This is a genomic window from Nonomuraea sp. PA05, from assembly GCF_008086045.1.
In the GTDB taxonomy this organism is placed as follows: Bacteria; Actinomycetota; Actinomycetes; order Streptosporangiales; family Streptosporangiaceae; genus Nonomuraea; species Nonomuraea monospora.
In genome coordinates this window covers 53926-72377 of record NZ_VSEY01000008.1, presented here as the reverse complement: position 1 = coordinate 72377, position 18452 = coordinate 53926, and the positions used below count along the sequence as shown (strand labels likewise).

Here is an 18452-nt window from a genome sequence, read left to right as displayed (position 1 = left end):
ACCTCTCCCAGTGCGGGGGGCGGGGAACGGGACTTACTGGGCGGCTAGCTGGGCGATCTGCTCAGCGCTGAGTACGCCGTCGTACGTGCGGACGTCATCGACGGTCCCCGGCCAGTGGCCGGTGAAGACGCCCGCGGCCTTGGTCCGGCCCAGTTGCAGCGGGCCGGTGGCGTTCCAGGTGCTCAGATGACTGGTGACGGTGGTGGTGGACAGGCGGCCGTTGACGTAGATGCGGATCTGACCGGCGAGCGGGTCGTACACGCCGGCGACGTGCGTCCATTCGAGAGGGTTGGGGATGGCGTCGGAACGGGTTCTGACGAGGGCGGCTGTGTCGGTGTCGGCGGCGGCCATGCCCAGTGACCACCTGCCCTGCTCCTTGTCGAAGCCGAGCTGGAACCCGGCGGCCCGCCCGCCCGGCTGGGCCACGGCCGCCGTGTCGCGGGTGGGCGTGTAGTCGAGCTGCGTCCAGGCGGTAACGGTGAAACCGTTCCTGGTGTTGACGGCCGGGGCGCTCGTCTGGGCGTAACCGTCCACGCCGTCGAGCGCGAGCGCCCCGTCCAGCCAGCCCGACGTCCACGAGGCGGCTCCGGACAGCGTCGCGGCGGTCGCCCGGCCCGAGGAGTCGGCCGCCGACACGCCGGACTCCTCGTCCAGCGTCCAGTGGCCCACCAGCGTGGCAGCGCTGTTGACCAGATCGGCGACCTCGTCGGCGAACATCGCGCGGCCGTAGGCGCGCACCTCGTCGACGTCTCCGGGCCAGTACTCCGAAGCCGCCCCGCCGACCTTCCCTCGGCCGATCGTCAGGGGGCCCGTGGCGTTCCATGGTGCGGTGACGGCGGCCGTGCCCTCCAGCCGGCCGTTCACGTAGAGGGAGATCTGGCCGGCCGCCGAGTCGTAGACGCCGGTCAGGTGGGTCCACTCATTCAGTCGCGGTGCGGCGGCTGACAGGGCCCGTACGGTGGGCGCGGCGTCGGTGTCCGAGCCGGCCATGGTCAGCGCCCAGCGGTCGTTGGCCTTGACGTACTGCAGGGCGAACGCGCCCGTCCTGCCGCCTTCCTGGGTGACGGCGGTGGCGGAGGCGGCGTTGCCGGTCAGCCGGGCCCAGGCGCTGACGGTGAAGTTGCGGCTGGTGTCGATGACGGGGGCCGAGGTCTGCGCGTAGGAGTTGGCCAGCTTGAGCGCGCCGCCGGTCCTGCCGGTGGTCCAGGTGGCTCCGCTGAGCGTGGCCGGGTGCGCTCCCGTGGCGTCGGCGGCCCTGGTGCCCTGGCCCTCGTCCAGCATCCAGTGGCCGCTGGGGCCCCTGCCCGCGTTGACGTTGAAGACGTAGGTGCGGATGGGGCCGAGCTGGCCCGCGCGGTCCTTGCTCCGCACGGCCAGCACGTTCGGGCCGTCGTGGCGGGGGGTCAGCGCGATCGTGGCCGTGCCGTCCTGGCCGGCGGCGACCTCCGTCTTGGGCGTGGTGTCCAGGCCGTAGACGTAGGTGGCCACGTCGGCGACGCCGTTGGAGCCGAAGGTGAACGTGCCGGGCAGGCCGACGCCGTCGTTCCAGGAGTCCTCGGTGTACTGCGTCGAGGAAACCAGCGGCTCCCTGCCGGGGGCGGTGGCGTCCACGGTGGCCTCGCACCAGGGGCTCCACGCGCTGTTGGCCTTGCCGTCCTCGGCCCGCACCCGCCAGCGGATCAGCGCGCCGTCGGCGTACAGGGTCGTCGGGATCGTGGCGGAGAACGCGGTGCCGGTGGAGCCGAGCGGGCTGAGGTACTCGCCGGTCTTCACGCCCGCGGCGTTGTACCACTCGAAGCGGCCCCTGACCGAGTTGTCGCTGTCCTTCAGCTTGGCCCAGAGCTTGGGCACGGACGTGCTGATGATCGGGCGGTCGTCACCGGAGACGCACGGGCCGCCCGGGTCCGACCACACGTCGGCGGCCAACGGGTCGGCCGGGATCGAGTTGTACTCGATGACCAGGCTCGGGTTGTTCTTGAACTTCTTCCAGGCGTAGACGTCGGTCTCGCTGGTGGCGCGCAGGCCGATGGTGACGTTGGCCCAGTTCTTCGCGGCGGCGTTGACGACCTGCGGCGTCACGTCGAACTCCACACCGCCGGGCAGGCAGCTCGCGCCCCAGCCCTTGGCGATGTTCTTGGTGTCCAGCAGCGTCACCCAGGCGGGCTGCTTGTTCCAGGTGGTGGCCTTGCTGATGGTGTTGGTGGCCCACGCCTCGACCTTGCGGGCGCTGCACGAGTACGACCACGTCTCGTACGTGCGCAGCGTCGCCTTGATGATCTGCTTGCCGTGGATGGTGGAGCCGGTGTTCATCTGGAAGAACGAGCGGTTCTTCTGCGACTCGACGTGCCCCACCCTGGCGACGTCGCTGGAGTTGAGGTAGTTGGAGTTCGGCCAGTTGCTCCAGACGGCGGTCCAGGCGTTGCGCGCGGCCGAGAAGTACGGGTCCAGGTAGACGGGGAACTTGGTGTCCGCGGCCGTCAGCATCTTCCTGTCGGGCTTGAGCCGCAGGTTCCTGCCCTTCAGCTCGACGCCCATGGTGGCCTCGCGGGCTTCGGGCGAGCGGCCCTCCTTGAGCGCCTTCTGGCTGGTGATGCCCTCGGAGTCCCACATCTTCGGGGTGGGCGCGACGAACAGCGTGCCCTCGTTCCCGTCGGTGGCCTCCAGGTTGCCCGCCTTGTCGGCCTCCAGCTTCAGCCCGTCGGCCGAGAGCGGGTACGTCAGCTCCGCCAGCCCCTCGGCGGCGGCCCGCGACTTGACCACCAGCAGGTGCGAGAAGCCGTCCACGTCGGCGGTGACCTGGAGGTCCACGCCCGGCATGACCTCGGCGTAGGTGGCGGTGTCGCCGCTCAGCACCGGCTTGGGCAGCGTGCCCGTCCAGCCGAGCTCCATCGACTTGCCGCCGCGCGACAGGCGGGCGAGCGAGGCGTCGCCGCCGCCGGAGAACGTCAGCCCGACCGCGGCGGCCACCGGCTCCACCGCGCCGTCGGGACGCAGCCGGAGTGTGGTGTCCACGGGGACCCAGCGGCCCTCCTTGCGCACCCGGATGGGCCGGACGTTCAGCTCCATGGACAGCGTGCCGTCGGGCTTGGCGTAGACGGTGCGCGTCTCGCTGCGCATCGACTCGATCTCGACCGGCCTGCCCGCGCCGCGGGCGGCGGCGACCGCGGAGCGCTCCTGCGCCGGCTGGGAGGCCGGGGGCCGTTCTGGTTCTTCTTGGGCGGCCACCGGTTGTGGGACCGTCAATGCCGTAATGGATGCCGTAATGGATAACGCCGCCGCGACCAGACCATGCACAACCCGCATACGAACCTCGCCCATGCCGAGCAGGGGTTACGCCCGGGACGGAGGCCGCCCGGCGTCTCCACGATCTTCGATTGACGATCGGATTCTCACTCCGGGTCGTACACGCGGTCCATAGTTCTGGTCATTCTGCTCAAAGATTTCTTCATGACCGCACTATGCGCGGAGCTTTCCGTCAGACCTCCGTGGGGAGCGGCCAGGCGGCCGGATTGACCCGCTTGACGATCTCGTCCAGTACGATGCGCACGTACGGCTCCCCCACCCACAGATGCTTGGCCCCGTCAACCCCGATCACCTCGGCCTGCGGCACCCTGGCGAACCGGGTGCGGGCCTCCTCCGGCCGCAGGTAGTCGTCGAACTCCGGCACCAGCGCCGTCAGCGGCCGGCCGAACTCCGCCCAGGCGTCGAGGTCGGCGTCGGTGGCCCTGTGCAGCGGCGGCGACAGCAGGATCGCGCCCTCCACCAGCGGGTCGTGCGCCCACTTCAGCGCCAGCTCGGTGCCGAACGACCAGCCGACCACCCACACGTGCGGCAGGTCGTGGTACTCGGCGTACTCCAGGGCCGCCGCCACGTCGTACCGCTCGCCCTCGCCGCCGTCGAAGGCGCCCTGCGAGGTGCCGCGGTCGGAGGAGGTGCCGCGGGTGTTGAAGCGCAGCACCGCCAGGTCGGCCAGCGCGGGCAGCCGGTTGGCGGCCTTCTTGTAGACGTGGCTGTCCATGAACCCGCCGTGGGTGGGCAGCGGGTGCAGGGTGACCAGCGTCGCCACGGGCGGCCGGTCGAGGGGCTGGGCCAGCTCGCCGACCAGGGTGAGGCCGTCGGCCGTGTGCAGCTCGATCGGCTCGCGCCGGGCGGGCAGCTCGGTCGCCGCGCGAATCTCCACGGGGATCCCTTCGATGACGGGGTGCGGCCGGGGGGCCGCGGTCGATCAGTAACGGGTGCGGCCTGGGCCGCGGTCGAGTCTCTTACGCCAGCAGGTCTGGTGCCAGTGGCGGCGCTCCTCGTCGCCGCCCGGCCAGTTGGGCCAGGCCACGACGTGCGGCTGGCCGCTGCGGATCTCCTGGTCGCAGCCGGGGCACCGGTAGTTCTTGGTCGAGGAGGAGCCGGTGAGCATGCGTACCTTCCACTCCCCGTCGGGCCACTCCTCCACCCTGTCCAGGCCGGTCGGGAAGCCGAAGGGGCGGGAGGACTCCCTGCGGCGGGCGCGGCGGGGGCTCATCGGCGCGGGAACTCGCTCGCGCCGGCGGTGACGAGCTGATCGAGCAGGGGCGCGGGGGCGAAGGCGGGCTCGCGGTACTCGGCGTACAGCGCGCGCAGGCCGTCGCGTACCCGGGCCAGGCCCAGCGACTCCAGCATCTCGAACGGGCCGGCCGGATAGCCGCAGCCCAGCCGCATGGCCGCATCGATGTCGCCGATCGAGGCGTAGCCCGAGTCGTACATGCGCACGGCGTCGTTCAGGTACGGCAGCAGCAGCGCGTCCACCACGAACCCGGCCCGGTCCTTGCACGCCACGGGCGTCAGCCCGGCCACCTTCATCAGGTCGGTGGCGGCTCTCGCGGCGTCGCCGGAGGTCAGGACGGTGGCGGCGAGCTCGGCCACCCGGTCGCCGACGAGGTGCACGCCGACCATCGTGGCGGGGTCGGGCAGCCGTACGGCGTGCTCGACCACCGGCCGGTCGGCCAGCCGCAGCACGACGTCGGCGCCCTCGCTCACCTGCTTGAACCCGGCCGCCGCCAGCCGCCGCGCCAGCTCCTGCGCGCCCTGCCCCGCCACGTCGAACGAGATCACCCCCGACCGCCCGGGGGCGCAGGAGCGCGCCTGCTCCTCGCCGTAGAACCCGCGCCCCGACTTGCGCCCCAGCAGGCCGGCGGTGACCAGCTCGCGCAGCAGCGGCGCCGGCGCGTGCCTGCGGTCGCGGGTCTCGTCGAAGAGCACCCCCATCACCTCGTACGCGGTGTCGAGCCCGATCAGGTCGAGCAGCGTGAACGGCCCCATCGGCAGCCCCACGCCCTGCTTCATCGCCAGGTCGATGTCGTCGCGCCCGGCCACGCCCTGCTCCATGAGCACGGCGGCGTGGTTGAGATAGGGCAGCAGCAGGCGGTTGACCACGAACCCGGCGCGGTCGCCCACGCTCACCGCGGTCTTGCCCAGGCGGCCCGCCAGCTCGGTGACGTCGCGGACCACGGCGGGCTCGCTCACCACCGTGCTCACGACCTCGACCAGCCGCATCACCGGCGCGGGGTTGAAGAAGTGCAGGCCGACCACCCGCCCGGGACGCCCGGTGGCGGCGGCGACGGCGGTGACGGACAGGGAGGAGGTGTTGGTGGCCAGCACGGTTTCCGGCTTGCAGATGCGGTCGAGGTCGCGGAACAGCGAGATCTTGTAGTCGAGGATCTCGGGGATGGCCTCGACGACCAGGTCGGCGTCCCGCAGATCCTCCCTGGCCGTCGTCAGCGTCACCCGGCCGAGGATCTCCGCGCGCTCCTGCGCGGTCAGCCTGCCCTTGTCGGCGGCGCGGCCTGTGGACCTCTCCAGATGGCCGCGACCCCTGGCCAGCGCCTCGGCGTCGGCCTCGACCCCGATCACGCGCAGCCCGGCCCGCGCGAACACCTCGGCGATCCCGGCACCCATCGTGCCGAGACCGACCACACCCACCCGTTCGAACGCCATGCGTCCAGTTTTCCAGAGGCACTAAGGTGGACGGTCATGCGGCTGGTCATCGCGCGGTGCAGCGTGGATTACATCGGACGGCTCACGGCTCACCTGCCGATGGCGCCGAGGCTCGTGCTCATCAAGGCGGACGGCAGCGTGAGCATTCACGCCGACGACCGCGCGTTCAAGCCGCTCAACTGGATGAATCCGCCGTGCAAGCTCAAGGAGGACGGCGAGACCTGGACGGTCACCCACGGCAAGACCGGCGAGAAGCTGGTCCTGACCATGGCGGAGATCCTCCACGACTCCAGTCACGAGCTGGGCGTCGACCCCGGGCTGATCAAGGACGGCGTCGAGGCGCACCTCCAGGAGCTGCTCGCCGAGCACATCACGACGCTGGGCGACGGCTACTCGCTGATCCGGCGCGAGTACATGACGGCGATCGGGCCTGTCGACATCCTGTGCAGGGACTCCACGGGGGCGACGGTGGCGGTGGAGATCAAGCGGCGCGGTGAGATCGACGGCGTCGAGCAACTCACCCGCTACCTGGAGCTGCTCAACCGCGACCCGCTGCTGTCCCCGGTACGCGGCGTCTTCGCCGCTCAGGAGATCAAGCCGCAGGCCAGGGTGCTGGCCACCGACCGCGGCATCGACTGCGTGACGCTCGACTACGCCGCCCTGCGCGGCATCGAGCCGGAGAACCCGACCCTCTTCTAGCCGTCCCCCCGCCGGGGACGGCTTTCCCGTGCTTCGACATTCCAACATTGACAGGTCGCTGATGGACGTTTTACCTTCGACCTATCAACACTGGAGGATCGATGACGCCCGACTACCTCAGCGGCGCTCTCGCGCCGGTCCCCGACGAGATCGACGCCCACGACCTGCCCGTCGCCGGCGAGCTGCCGGAGGAGCTGACCGGCCGCTACTTCCGCAACGGCCCCAACCCCCGCCCCGGCGAGGACCCCGGCCACTGGTTCGCCGGCCACGGGATGCTGCACGGCGTGCGCCTGCGCGACGGCCGCGCCGAGTGGTACAGGAACCGGTGGGTGCGCACGAAGGCGTTCACCGAGGACGCCCCGTTCGTCGGCGAGACGGGCGTCGACCTGGCGGCGGTCACCGCCAACACGCACGTCATCCGGCACTCGGGCCGCATCCTGGCCCTGGTCGAGAGCGGCCTCCCGTACGAGGTGACGCCCGAGCTGGACACCGTCGGGCCGGTGGACTTCGGCGGCCGGCTCACCACCGCGATGACCGCCCACCCCAAGCAGGACCCGCTCACCGGCGAGCTGCACTTCTTCGGCTACGGCTTCTTCCCGCCCTACCTCACCTACCACCGGCTCTCGGCGACCGGCGAGCTGGTGGAGAGCAGGGAGATCGAGGTGCCCGGCCCGACGATGACGCACGACTTCGCCGTCACCGAGCACCACCTGGTCTGGCTCGACCTGCCCCTGGTCTTCCGCCTGGAGCGCGGCGGCATGCCGTACGCGTGGGAGGACGACTACGGCGCCAGGATCGGCGTGACCCCGAGGGCGGGCGGGCCGACGCGCTGGTTCGAGGTGGACCCCTGTTACGTCTTCCACGTCGGCAACGCCTGGGAGGACGCTCACGGGCGCATCGTCCTCAACGCGGCCCGCTACACCCGCGAGCGCTTCGCGCCGCTGTGGGGCAGGATCGGCGGCGAGCAGGACCCGGCGGTGCCGGCCGCCGCGTCAGGCGCGGCCGTGCTGCACCGCTGGACGCTCGACCCGGCGACGGGCGTGGCGAAGGAGGAGCCGCTGGACGACCGCGGCGTGGAGTTCCCCACCTTCAACGAGGGCCTGCTCGGGCGGGAGAGCCGCTACCTCTACACGGTCGCCGACGACGCCGTGGTCAAGTACGACCAGCGCGACGGCGGCTCGCAGGTCAGGAAGACCGGCGGCGACACGGGCGAGGCGGTGTTCGTGCCGGCCGCGGGGGCGACCGGTGAGGACGAGGGCTGGCTGCTGTCCGTGGTCACCGCGGGTGACTCCTCGCGGTTGCTGGTGCTCGACGCGCGCGACCTGTCCGACGTGGCCTCGGTGCGGCTGCCGCGCCGCGTGCCCGCGGGTTTCCACGGATCCTGGCTGGAGGAGCAGTGATGATCAGAGCAGCGAACTGGGAGCACGAGGCGGAGGCCATCGGCGACGCGCTGGCCAGAGCCTTCCACGACGATCCGGTCATCGGGTGGCTGCTGCCCGACGGGAAGGGCGTCGCCGCCATGTTCGTCGCGCTCGCCAGGCACATTCACGCCATCACCGACGTGGCGGGTGACATCTCCGGCGCGGCCATCTGGGACCCGCCCGGCCACCGCCCCGACGAGGAGGCCGGCATCCCGGCCCTGATCGCCGCGATGGGCGACCGGGCGCCGTACGGGATGACGCTCGACGAGACGATGGCCCGTCACAGGCCGGAGCAGCCGCACTGGTACCTGGCCCAGATCGGCACGGTGCCCGAGGTACAGGGGACGGGCGTCGGCGGCGCCCTCATGCGGGAGGGCCTGGCCCGCTGCGACGGGCCCGTCTACCTGGAGAGCAGCAAGGAGTCGAACATCCCCTTCTACCAGCGGCACGGCTTCGAGGTGACCAGCCGTTTCACCCTGCCCGACGGCCCTCCGGTGTGGGGTATGTGGCGACCTGCCCCCTGATCCTGGTAAGTGACGCCTTACCGGTTTATGGTGACGCCATGACGACGCTGACGTTCGACTCACTCAACCCCGCGACCGGCGAGATCGTCGGCAGTCACCCCAAGCAGACCCCCGACGCCGTGCACGAGGCGGTCGGCCGGGCGCAGGAGGCCGCCGCCTGGTGGGCCGCGCTCGGCCACGCGGAGCGCAGGCGGCGGCTGCTCGACTACAAGGCGGTACTCGCCCAGCACCTCAAGGAGCTGGCCGAGCTCGTCCATCAGGAGACCGGCAAGCCGGTGGGTGACGCCACGCTGGAGCTCGTCCTCACGCTCACGCACCTCGACTGGGCCGCGCGCAACGCCCAGAAGGTGCTCGGCCGCCGCCGGGTCGCCACCGGCATGATCGGTCTCAACCTGGCCGCCACCCTCGAGTACCTCCCCCTCGGCGTCGTCGCCGTCATCGGCCCGTGGAACTATCCCGTCTTCACCCCGATGGGCTCCATCGCGTACGCGCTGGCGGCCGGCAACGCGATCGTGTTCAAGCCCAGCGAGCTGACCCCCGGCGTCGGCGTGCGGCTGGCCGAGCTGTTCGCGGAGTCGGTGCCCGAGCACCCCGTCTTCCAGACCGTGACGGGGCTGGGCGAGACCGGCGCGGCGCTGGCGGCCGACCCGCGGGTCAAGAAGGTGGCCTTCACCGGCTCCACCGCCACGGCCAAGCGGGTCATGGCGGCCTGCGCCGAGAACCTCACGCCGATCGTGGCCGAGTGCGGCGGCAAGGACGCGTTCATCGTGGACGACGACGCCGACCTCGGCGCCGCCGCCGACGCCTGCCTGTGGGGCGCGATGGCCAACGCCGGGCAGACCTGCGTCGGCGTCGAGCGGGTCTACGTCGTGGACGCCGTCTATGAAAGTTTCATGCGCGAGCTGTCCGACCGGGTGACGAAGGTGAAGGCCGGCGAGCAGTACGGGCCGATCACCATGCCCGGTCAGGTGGAGATCATCAAGCGGCACATCGACGACGCCACGAAGGCCGGCAAGGTGATCACCGGCGGGCCCGACTCGGTGCGGGCGCCGTACGTGGATCCGGTGATCGTCGAGGACGTGCCGGAAGACTCCCCCGCCGTACGCGAGGAGACGTTCGGCCCCACCATCACCGTGCGCCGCACCCGCGATGCCCAGGAGGCGTTGTCGCTGGCCAACGCGTCGTCGTACGGGCTGGGCGGGACGATTTTCAGCCGCAACGCCCGCCGCGCGACGGAGCTGGCGCGGCTCATGCGCAGCGGGATGACCGCGATCAACTCCGTCATCTCGTTCGCCGGGGTGCCCTCGCTGCCCTTCGGCGGGATCGGCGACTCCGGGTTCGGCCGGATCCACGGTGCCGACGGGCTGCGCGAGTTCGCCCGTTCGAAGGCCATCGCCAGGCAGCGCTTCGCGATGCCCGGGATGAACCTGACATCGTTCAATCGGGGACCCGCCGAGCTTGAGCGACTGGTCAGACTCGTCACGTTCTTGCACGGACGACGTAAAAGATAATCTTCTTACCCTTTCCCTTAACGGATCATCCGTCCATAATTGTGTGCTCTGGGGGCCACGATCATGTTGGACGGGTGGAATGTGAACCGGTCTTACCGGGGAATGTCGGCTGAGCAAAGGCTGGCGGACAGACGAGAGCGGCTGATGACGGCCGCGTACACGCTATACGCGAAGCCGGGTTTCACGGCGACGACCATCGAAAGGCTGTGCTCGGAGGCCAGGATCTCCAACCGCGCCTTCTACGAATGTTTCGGCGGGCGCGAGGAGCTCCTCCAGGCGTTACACGAGCGCTGCGTGGAGGAAAGCCTGTCGGTCGTCGCCAAGGCGTTAGAGGAGGCGCCGAACACGCTTGACGGAAGAGTCAAGGCCGGGATTCGCGCCTATATCGAATTCACAACGGCCGACTGGCGGCGCGCTCGGATCATGCACGTGGAGGTCCGCAGGTCCGGGGACGTCCTTACACTGTCCCGTCAGCGCGCGGTGGCCGCCTTCGCCCGGCTGGTCGAGGAGGCCTCCGCCGATTTCCCGCTGGGCACCGGGATGAATCGGCGGCTGGTCGCACTCGGAGTAATTGGGGCGTTACAAGAGTTGCTCATCGAATGGCTGCTCTCCGAAGACCAGCCGGACATCGACGAACTCGTGACGGTCGCCGTCCACATCTTCAACCGCAGCCTCGGCGCCGGCTGAACGCGTTATGCACCGGTCATTCATCGGGCGTTTAGCGGACTCGGACAACCGGAATCTATATTTTGTCTATGCATGAAAAGAGCGGGTAACGGCTGATCGTCACCCGCTCCGATATGCGACCTCAGGCCACCGCGGCCGCCGGAGCCTCCACGTGCAGCACCCGATTCAGCCGGGTCACCGCGAGTATCCGCATGATCCGCGGTGGCACCCCCCGAAGAACGAGTCGGCGCTCGACGCTCAGCGCGCGCCGGTGCGCCCCCACGAGCACGCCGAGCCCGGTGGCGTCGATCATCTCCAGCTTGGAAAGATCCAGGATCAGGTCGCCCTCGCCGGAGTCGAGGGCCTGGTGCAGGCGCTCGCGCACTCCGGCGGACGTCCCGGCGTCGAGCCGGGCGCCGATCCGCACCACCTGGGCACCCGGATTGCCCCGGACGCGCATGCCACCTCCTCAGTCACGCACGTACGCACGTACTACTCCCCTACCCCGTCAGCGGCAATGACACGACCGCCGTGAGCAGGAAGTGCCCGTCGGCCGCCGGAGCGGCCGTCACACGGCCGCCCACGGCGCCCAGCCGCTCGCTCATGCCCGCCAGGCCGCTGCCCAGGTCGACCGCCTGCCGCCGGGCCGCGCCGTCGTTGCGGACGCTCAGCTCCGCCTCCTGCTCGGTGAACCGGATGGTGATCTCGCAGAACGTCGCGGTGCTGTGCTTGAGCACGTTCGTCACCGCCTCACGCACGACGTAGGCGAACACCGGCGCCACGCCTGGCGGCAGCTCGCGGTAGGGCAGGCGCACCTCACAGCGGACCCCGGCCGCTTCGAGCACACCTTTCACGCTATTCACCTCAGCGGCCAAGTCAAGCTCGCGGTAGCCGCGCACGGCCTGCCGCAGCTCCTTGAGCGCCTTCCTGGTCAGCGTGTTCACCTCGGCCATCTCGGCCTTGGCGGCCTCGCCGTCCACGTCCGACAGGCGTACGGCCAGCTCCGTCTTGACCGCGATGGCCGAGAGCTGGTGCCCCACCAGGTCGTGCAGGTCCCTGGCGAAGCGCAGCCGCTCCTCGGCCAGCGCCAGCTTCGTGTGCGCCTCCCGGCCCTTGAGCGCCTCCTCCGCCAGCATCCAGATCCACACCCACAACCTGTTGGACGGCGGCACCACCACGCAGAAGACCCCGAAGATCAGCGTGTTGAGAAACAGCACCTCCCCGAACGACAGCTCCAGCCCGATGACGAACAGGTTGTCCCGCCAGGTCGCCGACGCCGCCGCCACGCCGACCACCCACGTGCCCGCCGCCACCAGCAGCGAGGCGCGCCGGCTGATGTGCAGCGTGGCGATGGACAGCCAGGCCAAGAGGATGAAGCCCCACGCGGTCGGATCGGGCCCACCCAGGAACGCGGCCGTCAAGGCGAGGACCGCCGACACCACCACCAGCCTGGTGGGGTAACGGCGGTCCAGTACCGCGCGGATGACGCGCGGGCACAGCCAGGTGAAAGCGACCGCGGCGATGAGCGCGGGCACGGTGCGCCACCAGTTCAGCAGCCCCTCTTCGAGTCTGGTGCCGACACTGATGGCGATGACCACCCACGTGGCGGCGATGCCCGATATCAGGACGTGCCAGGTGTAGCGCCGTGCCCGCTCGAACTCGTTCATCTACCGGGAACGCAGCACTTCGCCGAACTTCAGCCTGGCCCCCGTCCGCAGCACGGCCCGCTCGTACACGGTGGAGCCCAGCTTCAGCACCACCGCCACCGCCAGCACCATCGCCACCATCGACAGCCCGGTCTCCCAGAGGGGTACCTCGGTCGCGGCCATCCGCACCGGCATCACCATGGCGGAGAACGGCGGCACGTACGACAGCACCGTGGCCAGCGTGCTCGTCGGCTCGTTGGTGACGTAGAACGACACGAAGTAGGTCGCCATGATCATCATGGTGAGCGGCGTCAGGACGCTGTTCACGTCCTCCTGCCGGGAGACCAGCGAGGCGAACGCCGCCGACAGCGTGGCGAAGAAGGCGTACCCGAGCACGAACCACACCAGCACCGCGGCCACCAACCCCACCATGCCCGGCGGGAAGTCCGCGGCCAGCCCGGAGACCGACGAGGCGGCCAGGCCGATCGCCAGGATCGTGGCCAGGTTGATCAGACCGAGCACGCCCAGCCCCAAAATCTTGCCGCCGAGGAGCTGCCACGGCCGCACCGCGGCGAGCAGGATCTCCACGATCCGGCTGCCCTTCTCCTCGACCACGCCCATGGCCACCATCACGATCTGCCCCATGAGCAGCATGAACAGCAGCAGGACGAGCACCGTGGCCAGGCCCCTGCGGGCGTCCTCGTACCGGGTGTCGGCGCCCACCGACTGCATCTCCAGCGGCGGGATCGCCACGCCGGCGGCGCCCAGCTTGAACTCGCGGTTGACGCTCTGCAGCAGCACTTCCAGCTCGGTGCCGAGCTGCCCGTCGGTGAGCACCCGCTTGTCGTCGACCAGCGCCGCGTCCACGTCGCCGTCCAACACGGCCTTCTTGGCCGCCGCCTCGTCGGGCAGCTTGCGCCACTCGAACTCGATGGAGGGGGCCGCGGTGTGCAGCGGGAGCTGCTGGGAGTTGACCAGGCCGAGGGTGTAGCTGTCGCCCCCGTTCATGATCCTGGGCAGGAAGGAGACCGCCGCCACCAGCAGGGCCGTGATGAGCAGGCCGATCACGAACGCCCTGGTCCTGATCTGCGTGCTGATCTCGCGCCGGGCGACCAGCATCAACCCGTTCACGCCACGGCCTCCTTGAAGATCTCGGTGAGGGACGGCTGCTGTACGCCGAAGTGCTCGACGTGGCCGGCCTTCATGGCGCGGCGCAGGATCTCCTGGTCGTCGCCCTCTGACGTCAGCAGGACCTGCCTGTCGCCGTTCACGGTCACGGTGCCGGGCAGGCCGTCGGCCCAGCCTGGGGCCGGCTCGCGCACGACCACGCGCAGCGTGTCGCTCTCGGCGGCCCGCAGGTCGGCCACCGTGCCGGAGGCCACCATGCGGCCCGCGGAGACGATGCCCACGGAGTCGCACAGCCGCTCGACCAGTTCGAGCTGATGACTGGAGAAGATCACCGGCACGCCGCCCCTGCACCGCTCCTGCAGCGCCGTGGCCAGCGCGTCCACCGCGATCGGGTCGAGGCCGGAGAACGGCTCGTCGAGGATCAGCACCTCGGGGTCGTGCACCAGCGCCACGGCGAGCTGCACGCGCTGCTGGTTGCCCAGCGAGAGCGCCTGCACCGCGTCGCCCCTGCGCTCGGTCAGCGCGAGCCGCTGCAACAGGTCGTCGGTCGCCTTCTTCGCGGCCGGCGCGCTCAGCCCGTGCAGGCGGCCGAAGTACTCGATCTGCTCGGCGACCCGCATCTTCTGGTACAGGCCGCGCTCCTCGGGCATGTACCCGAACCGCTGCCGGTCGTCGGAGCCGATGGGCTTGCCCTGCCAGCTCACCGAGCCGGAGTCCGCCTGAAGCACGCCCATCACGATGCGCATCGTCGTGGTCTTGCCCGCGCCGTTCGCGCCGACGAACCCGAACATCTCACCCGGCCGCACGGCGAAGCTGATCCCGTCGAGGGCGACCTTGCCGCCGGGGGCGTCGGGACCGCCCGCGAAACGCTTGCGCAGCTCGCTGATCTCGAGCATCAGGTCATCTCCTTCATCATGGGGTCAATGGTGGCTTCGTGGGGGTTCGCGCAGGTAGTCGTGGAAATCACCGGCCCGATGTGGATCCTGCGGAGGATCCGGATGACATTTGTCATTACGCTGAAGCCATGACGCGCGCCGATAAGGACAAGCCTGTCGTTCTCTCACATATCTACACCCGCGGCGGTGACGACGGCACCACAGCGCTGTCCGACATGAGCCGCACCCCGAAGACCGACACCCGGCTGGCGGCCTACGCCGACGTGGAGGAGGCCAACGCCCACCTCGGCCTGGCGCTGTCCCACGGCACGTTCCCGGAAGACCTGGCCCAGTGCCTGCTCCGCGTCCAGAACGAGCTGTTCGACGTCGGCGCCGACCTGGCCACGCCGGTCGTCGAGAATCCGGAGTTCGCGCCGCTGCGGGTCGAGCAGGCCTACATCGACCGGCTGGAGGAGCAGATCGACCGCTTCAACGCGGACCTCAAGCCGCTGCGCAGCTTCATCCTGCCGGGCGGCGACCCCGCCACGGCCGCCCTGCACGTGGCCCGCGTCACGGTGCGCAGGGCCGAGCGGACGGCCTGGGCCGCCCTGGAGACGCACGACGACATGAACCCGCTGACGGCCAAGTACCTCAACCGGCTCTCTGACCTGCTGTTCGTCGCCTGCCGCGTGGCTCACGCCGGCGGGGAGATCCTGTGGAAGCCCGGCGGTACCCGCTGAGCCCGCCGGTCCGGGGCACCCGCTGAGCCCGCCGACGGCGGGCTACGCGACGTCCAGGTAGGCGCTCGGCGGCGCCGACTCCAGCCACGCCAGGAAGCCCGTCATCGCATCGGCGCTCATCGCCAGCGACAGCCCCCGCGTGCTGCCCGAGCAGTCGACCGCGAACAACCCGCCGTCGATCTCCCTGCGGGCGGAAACGACAAGGCCGCGTCTCGCAATCGCGTGACGCGGCCTGAGTCGGACGCCGAGCAGCGGGATCCAATGGAGCTCCCCGTCGGCATACCGGGCTACCCCGCTCTGCCATCCGCGGTCCCCCACCCGCAGGCGACAGGGCACACTGCCGCGCGATCGGGCGAGCGTCACCCCGCGCAGCACGATGAGGGCGGCCAGCAGCACTACGAGAATCACAACCGTCGCCACCATGCCGCCCCCCTGAAGCCCACTTGCTATGTATTAAACCTCTTCGCCTGCCGCGCGCAGCCGAGCCCTGGCACGCTTGGCCTCGATTGCCGCGTCGGCGTCCTCCTGGTTGGCCTCGATCGAGGCCTGGGCCCGGTCGAGAGCATCGCGAGCGGCCGCGACGTCGACCTCGGAGCCGAGCTCGGCGACCTCGGCGAGCACGGAGACCTCGTCGTCGGCGACGGAGATGAAGCCCCCGTGCACCGCCGCCACCAGCTCCGGCTCCCCCTCGCGCTTCACGCGCAGCACGCCGCCCTCGACGAGGACGCCGAGCACAGGTGCGTGTTGCGGCATAATACCGATCTCGCCGTCCACGGTCTTGGCAATCACCATGTCGGCCTCGCCCGACCAGATCTCACGCTCGGGTGAGACAACCCCTACGCGTAGCTTCGCCACTTGTGTAGGTTCCTTTCCGATCAGGTGGTGGTACGACGATCATGCCGTACCACCACCGTGGGGCGATTAGCGACGCTCGAGTTCCTTGGCCTTGGCGATGGCCTGGTCGATGCCACCGACCATGAAGAACGCCTGCTCGGGCAGGTGGTCGTACTCACCCGCGCAGAGGCCCTTGAAGGAGGCGATGGTCTCGTCGAGCGGCACGGTCTCGCCCGGCTGGCCGGTGAAGGCCTCGGCCGCGTACATCGGGTGCGACAGGAAGCGCTCGATGCGGCGGGCCCGCTGGACGGTGACCTTGTCCTCTTCGGACAGCTCGTCGATACCGAGGATCGCGATGATGTCCTGGAGCTCGCGGTACTTCTGGAGGATCCGCTTGGTCTCCTGGGCCACCCGGTAGTGCTCCTCGCCCACGATCTGCGGGTCGAGGATGCGGGAGGAGGAGTCGAGCGGGTCCACCGCGGGGTAGATGCCCTTCTCCGAGATCGGCCGCGAGAGCACGGTCTGCGCGTCGAGGTGCGCGAACGCGTTGTGCGGGGCCGGGTCGGTGATGTCGTCCGCGGGCACGTAGATCGCCTGCATGGAGGTGATCGAGTGACCGCGCGTCGAGGTGATGCGCTCCTGGAGCACACCCATCTCGTCGGCCAGCGTGGGCTGGTAACCCACGGCGGACGGCATGCGGCCGAGCAGCGTGGAGACCTCGGAACCGGCCTGCGTGAAGCGGAAGATGTTGTCGATGAACAGCAGCACGTCCTGCTTCTGCACATCGCGGAAGTACTCCGCCATCGTCAGGGCCGACAGGGCCACGCGCAGACGGGTGCCCGGCGGCTCGTCCATCTGGCCGAAGACGAGCGCGGTGTCCTTGAGGACGTCCGCCTCCTCCATCTCCAGCCAGAGGTCGTTGCCCTCACGGGTGCGCTCGCCCACACCGGCGAAGCACGACGTGCCACCGAAGTTACGGGCGACACGGCGGATCATCTCCTGGATGAGCACCGTCTTGCCCACGCCGGCGCCGCCGAACAGGCCGATCTTCCCACCCTGCACGTACGGGGTGAGCAGGTCGATGACCTTGATACCGGTGACGAGCAGCTCGGTACGGGACTCGAGCTGGTCGAAGGCCGGCGACGGACGGTGGATGCCCCACCGCTCCTCGATCTTCAGCGAGGAGGTCGGGACGTCGAGCGTCTCGCCGAGCGCGTTCCACACGTGGCCCTTGACGACGTCGCCGACGGGCACCGAGATCGGCGCGCCGGTGTCGGTGACCGCCTGGCCGCGGACCAGGCCGTCGGTGGGCTGCATGGAGATGGCGCGGACGAGGTTGTCACCCAGGTGCTGGGCGACCTCGAGCGTCAGGGTCTTGGTCTCGCCGCCGAGGGTCACCTCGACCTTGAGCGCGTTATAGATGTCGGGCATCGCCTCGACGGGGAACTCCACGTCGACGACGGCGCCGGTGACACGTGCCACGCGGCCAGTGCCGGCCGCGGGGGCTTCTACAGTTTCAACAGCCTCTGCAGTCATTTCACTCTTTCCCCGCTGCGGCGTCAGCGAGCGCGTTGGCGCCACCGACGATCTCGCTGATTTCCTGGGTGATCTCGGCCTGGCGAGCCTGGTTCATCTGCTGGGTGAGCATCCGCATCAGCTCGTTGGCGTTGTCGGTCGCGGACTTCATCGCGCGCCGCCGCGCGGCCTCCTCGGAGGCCGCCGACTGGAGCAGCGCGGTGAAGATGCGCGACTCCACGTACCGCGGCAGCAGCGACTCCAGCACGTCGCCGGCGGTCGGCTCGAACTCGAAGTACGGCGGGATCACCGTCGAGTCCGTCGCCTCGGTCTCCTCGACCTCCAGCGGCAGGACCCGCTTGACCACGACGTTCTGCGTGAGCATCGAGACGAACTCGGTCGAGACGATGTGGATCTCGTCGATCCCGTTCTCGTCCTTGAACGAGTCGATCAGCGTGTTCGCGATCTCCTTGGCGTCGGCGTAGGCCGGCTTCCGCGAGAACCCGACCCAGCTGCCGCCCATCTCCCGGTTGCGGAAGGTGTGCCAGGTGACACCCTTGCGCCCGGTGACGAACGGCACCACGGTCAGCCCGCGGCTCTCCAGCAGCCCGCGCAGGGCCTCGGCCTCGCGCAGCACGTTGGCGTTGAAGCCACCGCAGAAGCCGCTGTCGCTGGTGACGACGAGGACGCCCGCCTTGGCGGGGTTCTCCTTCGCCACGGTCAGCGGATGGTCGACGCTGGCAGCGTTGCTGACGACGCCCGTGACGGCGCGAGTGATCTCGCGCTCGTACGGCAGCGCCTCCTGCATCCGCTGCTGCGCCTTCACGATCCGTGAGGAGGCGATGAGCTCCTGGGCGCGCGTGATCTTCGCGGTCGACTTGACCGAGCTGATCCGCCGCCGCAGCAGCCTTAGCTGGGCACCCATG

18 protein-coding genes are annotated in these 18452 nt (G+C 70.0%); 6 read left to right on the top strand and 12 right to left on the bottom strand.

Features of this window, described 5'->3' with window-relative positions:
- Positions 1-33: 33 nt before the first annotated feature.
- From FXF51_RS14635 to FXF51_RS14620, 4 genes are all read right to left on the bottom strand, one after another.
- Positions 34-3243 carry a LamG-like jellyroll fold domain-containing protein gene (locus FXF51_RS14635; RefSeq protein ID WP_262379521.1) on the bottom strand — a complete coding sequence of 1070 codons (3210 nt, stop codon included), beginning with the start codon at positions 3241-3243 and terminating at the stop codon, positions 34-36.
- 232 nt (positions 3244-3475) lie between these two features.
- Positions 3476-4180 (bottom strand): alpha/beta hydrolase, encoded by a 705-nt coding sequence (locus tag FXF51_RS14630; RefSeq protein WP_148434991.1) that lies wholly within the window; start codon positions 4178-4180, stop codon positions 3476-3478.
- 45 nt (positions 4181-4225) lie between these two features.
- Positions 4226-4516 (bottom strand): ATP/GTP-binding protein, encoded by a 291-nt coding sequence (locus tag FXF51_RS14625; protein WP_148434990.1) that lies wholly within the window; start codon positions 4514-4516, stop codon positions 4226-4228.
- Positions 4513-5967: a 3-hydroxybutyryl-CoA dehydrogenase gene (locus tag FXF51_RS14620; protein WP_148434989.1), complete on the bottom strand. Its 1455-nt coding sequence runs from the start codon at positions 5965-5967 to the stop codon at positions 4513-4515. Before FXF51_RS14620 ends, FXF51_RS14625 begins: the two co-directional genes overlap by 4 nt.
- Positions 5968-6003: 36 nt before the next feature.
- Here FXF51_RS14620 and nucS point away from each other — a divergent pair, with 36 nt between their 5' ends.
- The 5 genes from nucS (at position 6004) to FXF51_RS14595 (ending at position 10809) form a co-directional block, all read left to right on the top strand.
- Positions 6004-6666 carry an endonuclease NucS gene (gene nucS, locus FXF51_RS14615; protein ID WP_148434988.1) on the top strand — a complete coding sequence of 221 codons (663 nt, stop codon included), beginning with the start codon at positions 6004-6006 and terminating at the stop codon, positions 6664-6666.
- A 101-nt stretch (positions 6667-6767) separates the two neighbouring features.
- Positions 6768-8066, top strand: coding sequence for a carotenoid oxygenase family protein (locus tag FXF51_RS14610; protein WP_148434987.1), 1299 nt, complete (start codon positions 6768-6770; stop codon positions 8064-8066).
- The gene (locus FXF51_RS14605; RefSeq protein ID WP_148434986.1) at positions 8066-8611 is read left to right on the top strand and encodes a GNAT family N-acetyltransferase; all 546 of its coding nucleotides are present in this window, start codon (positions 8066-8068) and stop codon (positions 8609-8611) included. The genes FXF51_RS14610 and FXF51_RS14605 overlap by 1 nt, the downstream gene beginning before the upstream one ends.
- Positions 8612-8649: 38 nt before the next feature.
- Positions 8650-10122: an aldehyde dehydrogenase family protein gene (locus FXF51_RS14600; protein ID WP_148434985.1), complete on the top strand. Its 1473-nt coding sequence runs from the start codon at positions 8650-8652 to the stop codon at positions 10120-10122.
- 144 nt (positions 10123-10266) lie between these two features.
- Positions 10267-10809 (top strand): TetR/AcrR family transcriptional regulator, encoded by a 543-nt coding sequence (locus tag FXF51_RS14595; RefSeq protein WP_262379518.1) that lies wholly within the window; start codon positions 10267-10269, stop codon positions 10807-10809.
- Positions 10810-10930: 121 nt separating this feature from the next.
- On the opposite strand, the gene FXF51_RS14590 is transcribed toward FXF51_RS14595, so the two are convergent.
- The 4 genes from FXF51_RS14590 to FXF51_RS14575 are packed head-to-tail and all read right to left on the bottom strand — an operon-like array spanning position 10931 to position 14458.
- Positions 10931-11248, bottom strand: coding sequence for an STAS domain-containing protein (locus FXF51_RS14590; RefSeq protein ID WP_148434983.1), 318 nt, complete (start codon positions 11246-11248; stop codon positions 10931-10933).
- A gap of 40 nt (positions 11249-11288) precedes the next feature.
- Positions 11289-12455: a sensor histidine kinase gene (locus FXF51_RS14585; protein ID WP_148434982.1), complete on the bottom strand. Its 1167-nt coding sequence runs from the start codon at positions 12453-12455 to the stop codon at positions 11289-11291.
- A complete protein-coding gene (locus FXF51_RS14580) occupies positions 12456-13565 on the bottom strand; it encodes an ABC transporter permease (protein WP_148434981.1) in 1110 nt (369 codons plus the stop codon). It lies immediately after the preceding gene.
- Positions 13562-14458, bottom strand: a complete 897-nt coding sequence (locus FXF51_RS14575; protein ID WP_148434980.1) for an ABC transporter ATP-binding protein — start codon at positions 14456-14458, stop codon at positions 13562-13564. Before FXF51_RS14575 ends, FXF51_RS14580 begins: the two co-directional genes overlap by 4 nt.
- 128 nt (positions 14459-14586) lie before the next feature.
- On the opposite strand from FXF51_RS14575, the gene FXF51_RS14570 reads away from it, so the two are divergent.
- Complete coding sequence (locus FXF51_RS14570; RefSeq protein WP_148434979.1) at positions 14587-15177, top strand: cob(I)yrinic acid a,c-diamide adenosyltransferase; 591 nt, start codon at positions 14587-14589, stop codon at positions 15175-15177.
- A gap of 42 nt (positions 15178-15219) precedes the next feature.
- Here FXF51_RS14570 and FXF51_RS14565 read toward each other — a convergent pair whose 3' ends face one another.
- From FXF51_RS14565 to FXF51_RS14550, 4 genes are all read right to left on the bottom strand, one after another.
- Positions 15220-15585, bottom strand: a complete 366-nt coding sequence (locus FXF51_RS14565; RefSeq protein ID WP_262379517.1) for a DUF2550 domain-containing protein — start codon at positions 15583-15585, stop codon at positions 15220-15222.
- A 45-nt stretch (positions 15586-15630) separates the two neighbouring features.
- Positions 15631-16032, bottom strand: coding sequence for a F0F1 ATP synthase subunit epsilon (locus tag FXF51_RS14560; RefSeq protein ID WP_080042501.1), 402 nt, complete (start codon positions 16030-16032; stop codon positions 15631-15633).
- 66 nt (positions 16033-16098) lie between these two features.
- Positions 16099-17547, bottom strand: coding sequence for a F0F1 ATP synthase subunit beta (gene atpD, locus FXF51_RS14555; protein WP_148434977.1), 1449 nt, complete (start codon positions 17545-17547; stop codon positions 16099-16101).
- Position 17548: 1 nt separating this feature from the next.
- Entirely contained in the window at positions 17549-18451 is a 903-nt protein-coding gene (locus FXF51_RS14550; protein ID WP_148434976.1) for a F0F1 ATP synthase subunit gamma, read from the bottom strand.
- Between the last annotated feature and the right edge of the window lies 1 nt (position 18452).

What these genes read in the sequence shown, in the direction of transcription:
- FXF51_RS14600 (WP_148434985.1), top strand. Translation starts at nt 8,650, where the DNA reads ATGACGACGCTGACGTTCGACTCACTCAACCCCGCGACCGGCGAGATC.
- FXF51_RS14585 (WP_148434982.1), bottom strand. Translation starts at nt 12,455, where the DNA reads ATGAACGAGTTCGAGCGGGCACGGCGCTACACCTGGCACGTCCTGATA.
- FXF51_RS14590 (WP_148434983.1), bottom strand. Translation starts at nt 11,248, where the DNA reads ATGCGCGTCCGGGGCAATCCGGGTGCCCAGGTGGTGCGGATCGGCGCC.
- atpD (WP_148434977.1), bottom strand. Translation starts at nt 17,547, where the DNA reads ATGACTGCAGAGGCTGTTGAAACTGTAGAAGCCCCCGCGGCCGGCACT.
- nucS (WP_148434988.1), top strand. Translation starts at nt 6,004, where the DNA reads ATGCGGCTGGTCATCGCGCGGTGCAGCGTGGATTACATCGGACGGCTC.
- FXF51_RS14620 (WP_148434989.1), bottom strand. Translation starts at nt 5,967, where the DNA reads ATGGCGTTCGAACGGGTGGGTGTGGTCGGTCTCGGCACGATGGGTGCC.
- FXF51_RS14610 (WP_148434987.1), top strand. Translation starts at nt 6,768, where the DNA reads ATGACGCCCGACTACCTCAGCGGCGCTCTCGCGCCGGTCCCCGACGAG.
- FXF51_RS14625 (WP_148434990.1), bottom strand. Translation starts at nt 4,516, where the DNA reads ATGAGCCCCCGCCGCGCCCGCCGCAGGGAGTCCTCCCGCCCCTTCGGC.
- FXF51_RS14550 (WP_148434976.1), bottom strand. Translation starts at nt 18,451, where the DNA reads ATGGGTGCCCAGCTAAGGCTGCTGCGGCGGCGGATCAGCTCGGTCAAG.
- FXF51_RS14570 (WP_148434979.1), top strand. Translation starts at nt 14,587, where the DNA reads ATGACGCGCGCCGATAAGGACAAGCCTGTCGTTCTCTCACATATCTAC.
- FXF51_RS14595 (WP_262379518.1), top strand. Translation starts at nt 10,267, where the DNA reads ATGACGGCCGCGTACACGCTATACGCGAAGCCGGGTTTCACGGCGACG.
- FXF51_RS14605 (WP_148434986.1), top strand. Translation starts at nt 8,066, where the DNA reads ATGATCAGAGCAGCGAACTGGGAGCACGAGGCGGAGGCCATCGGCGAC.
- FXF51_RS14575 (WP_148434980.1), bottom strand. Translation starts at nt 14,458, where the DNA reads ATGCTCGAGATCAGCGAGCTGCGCAAGCGTTTCGCGGGCGGTCCCGAC.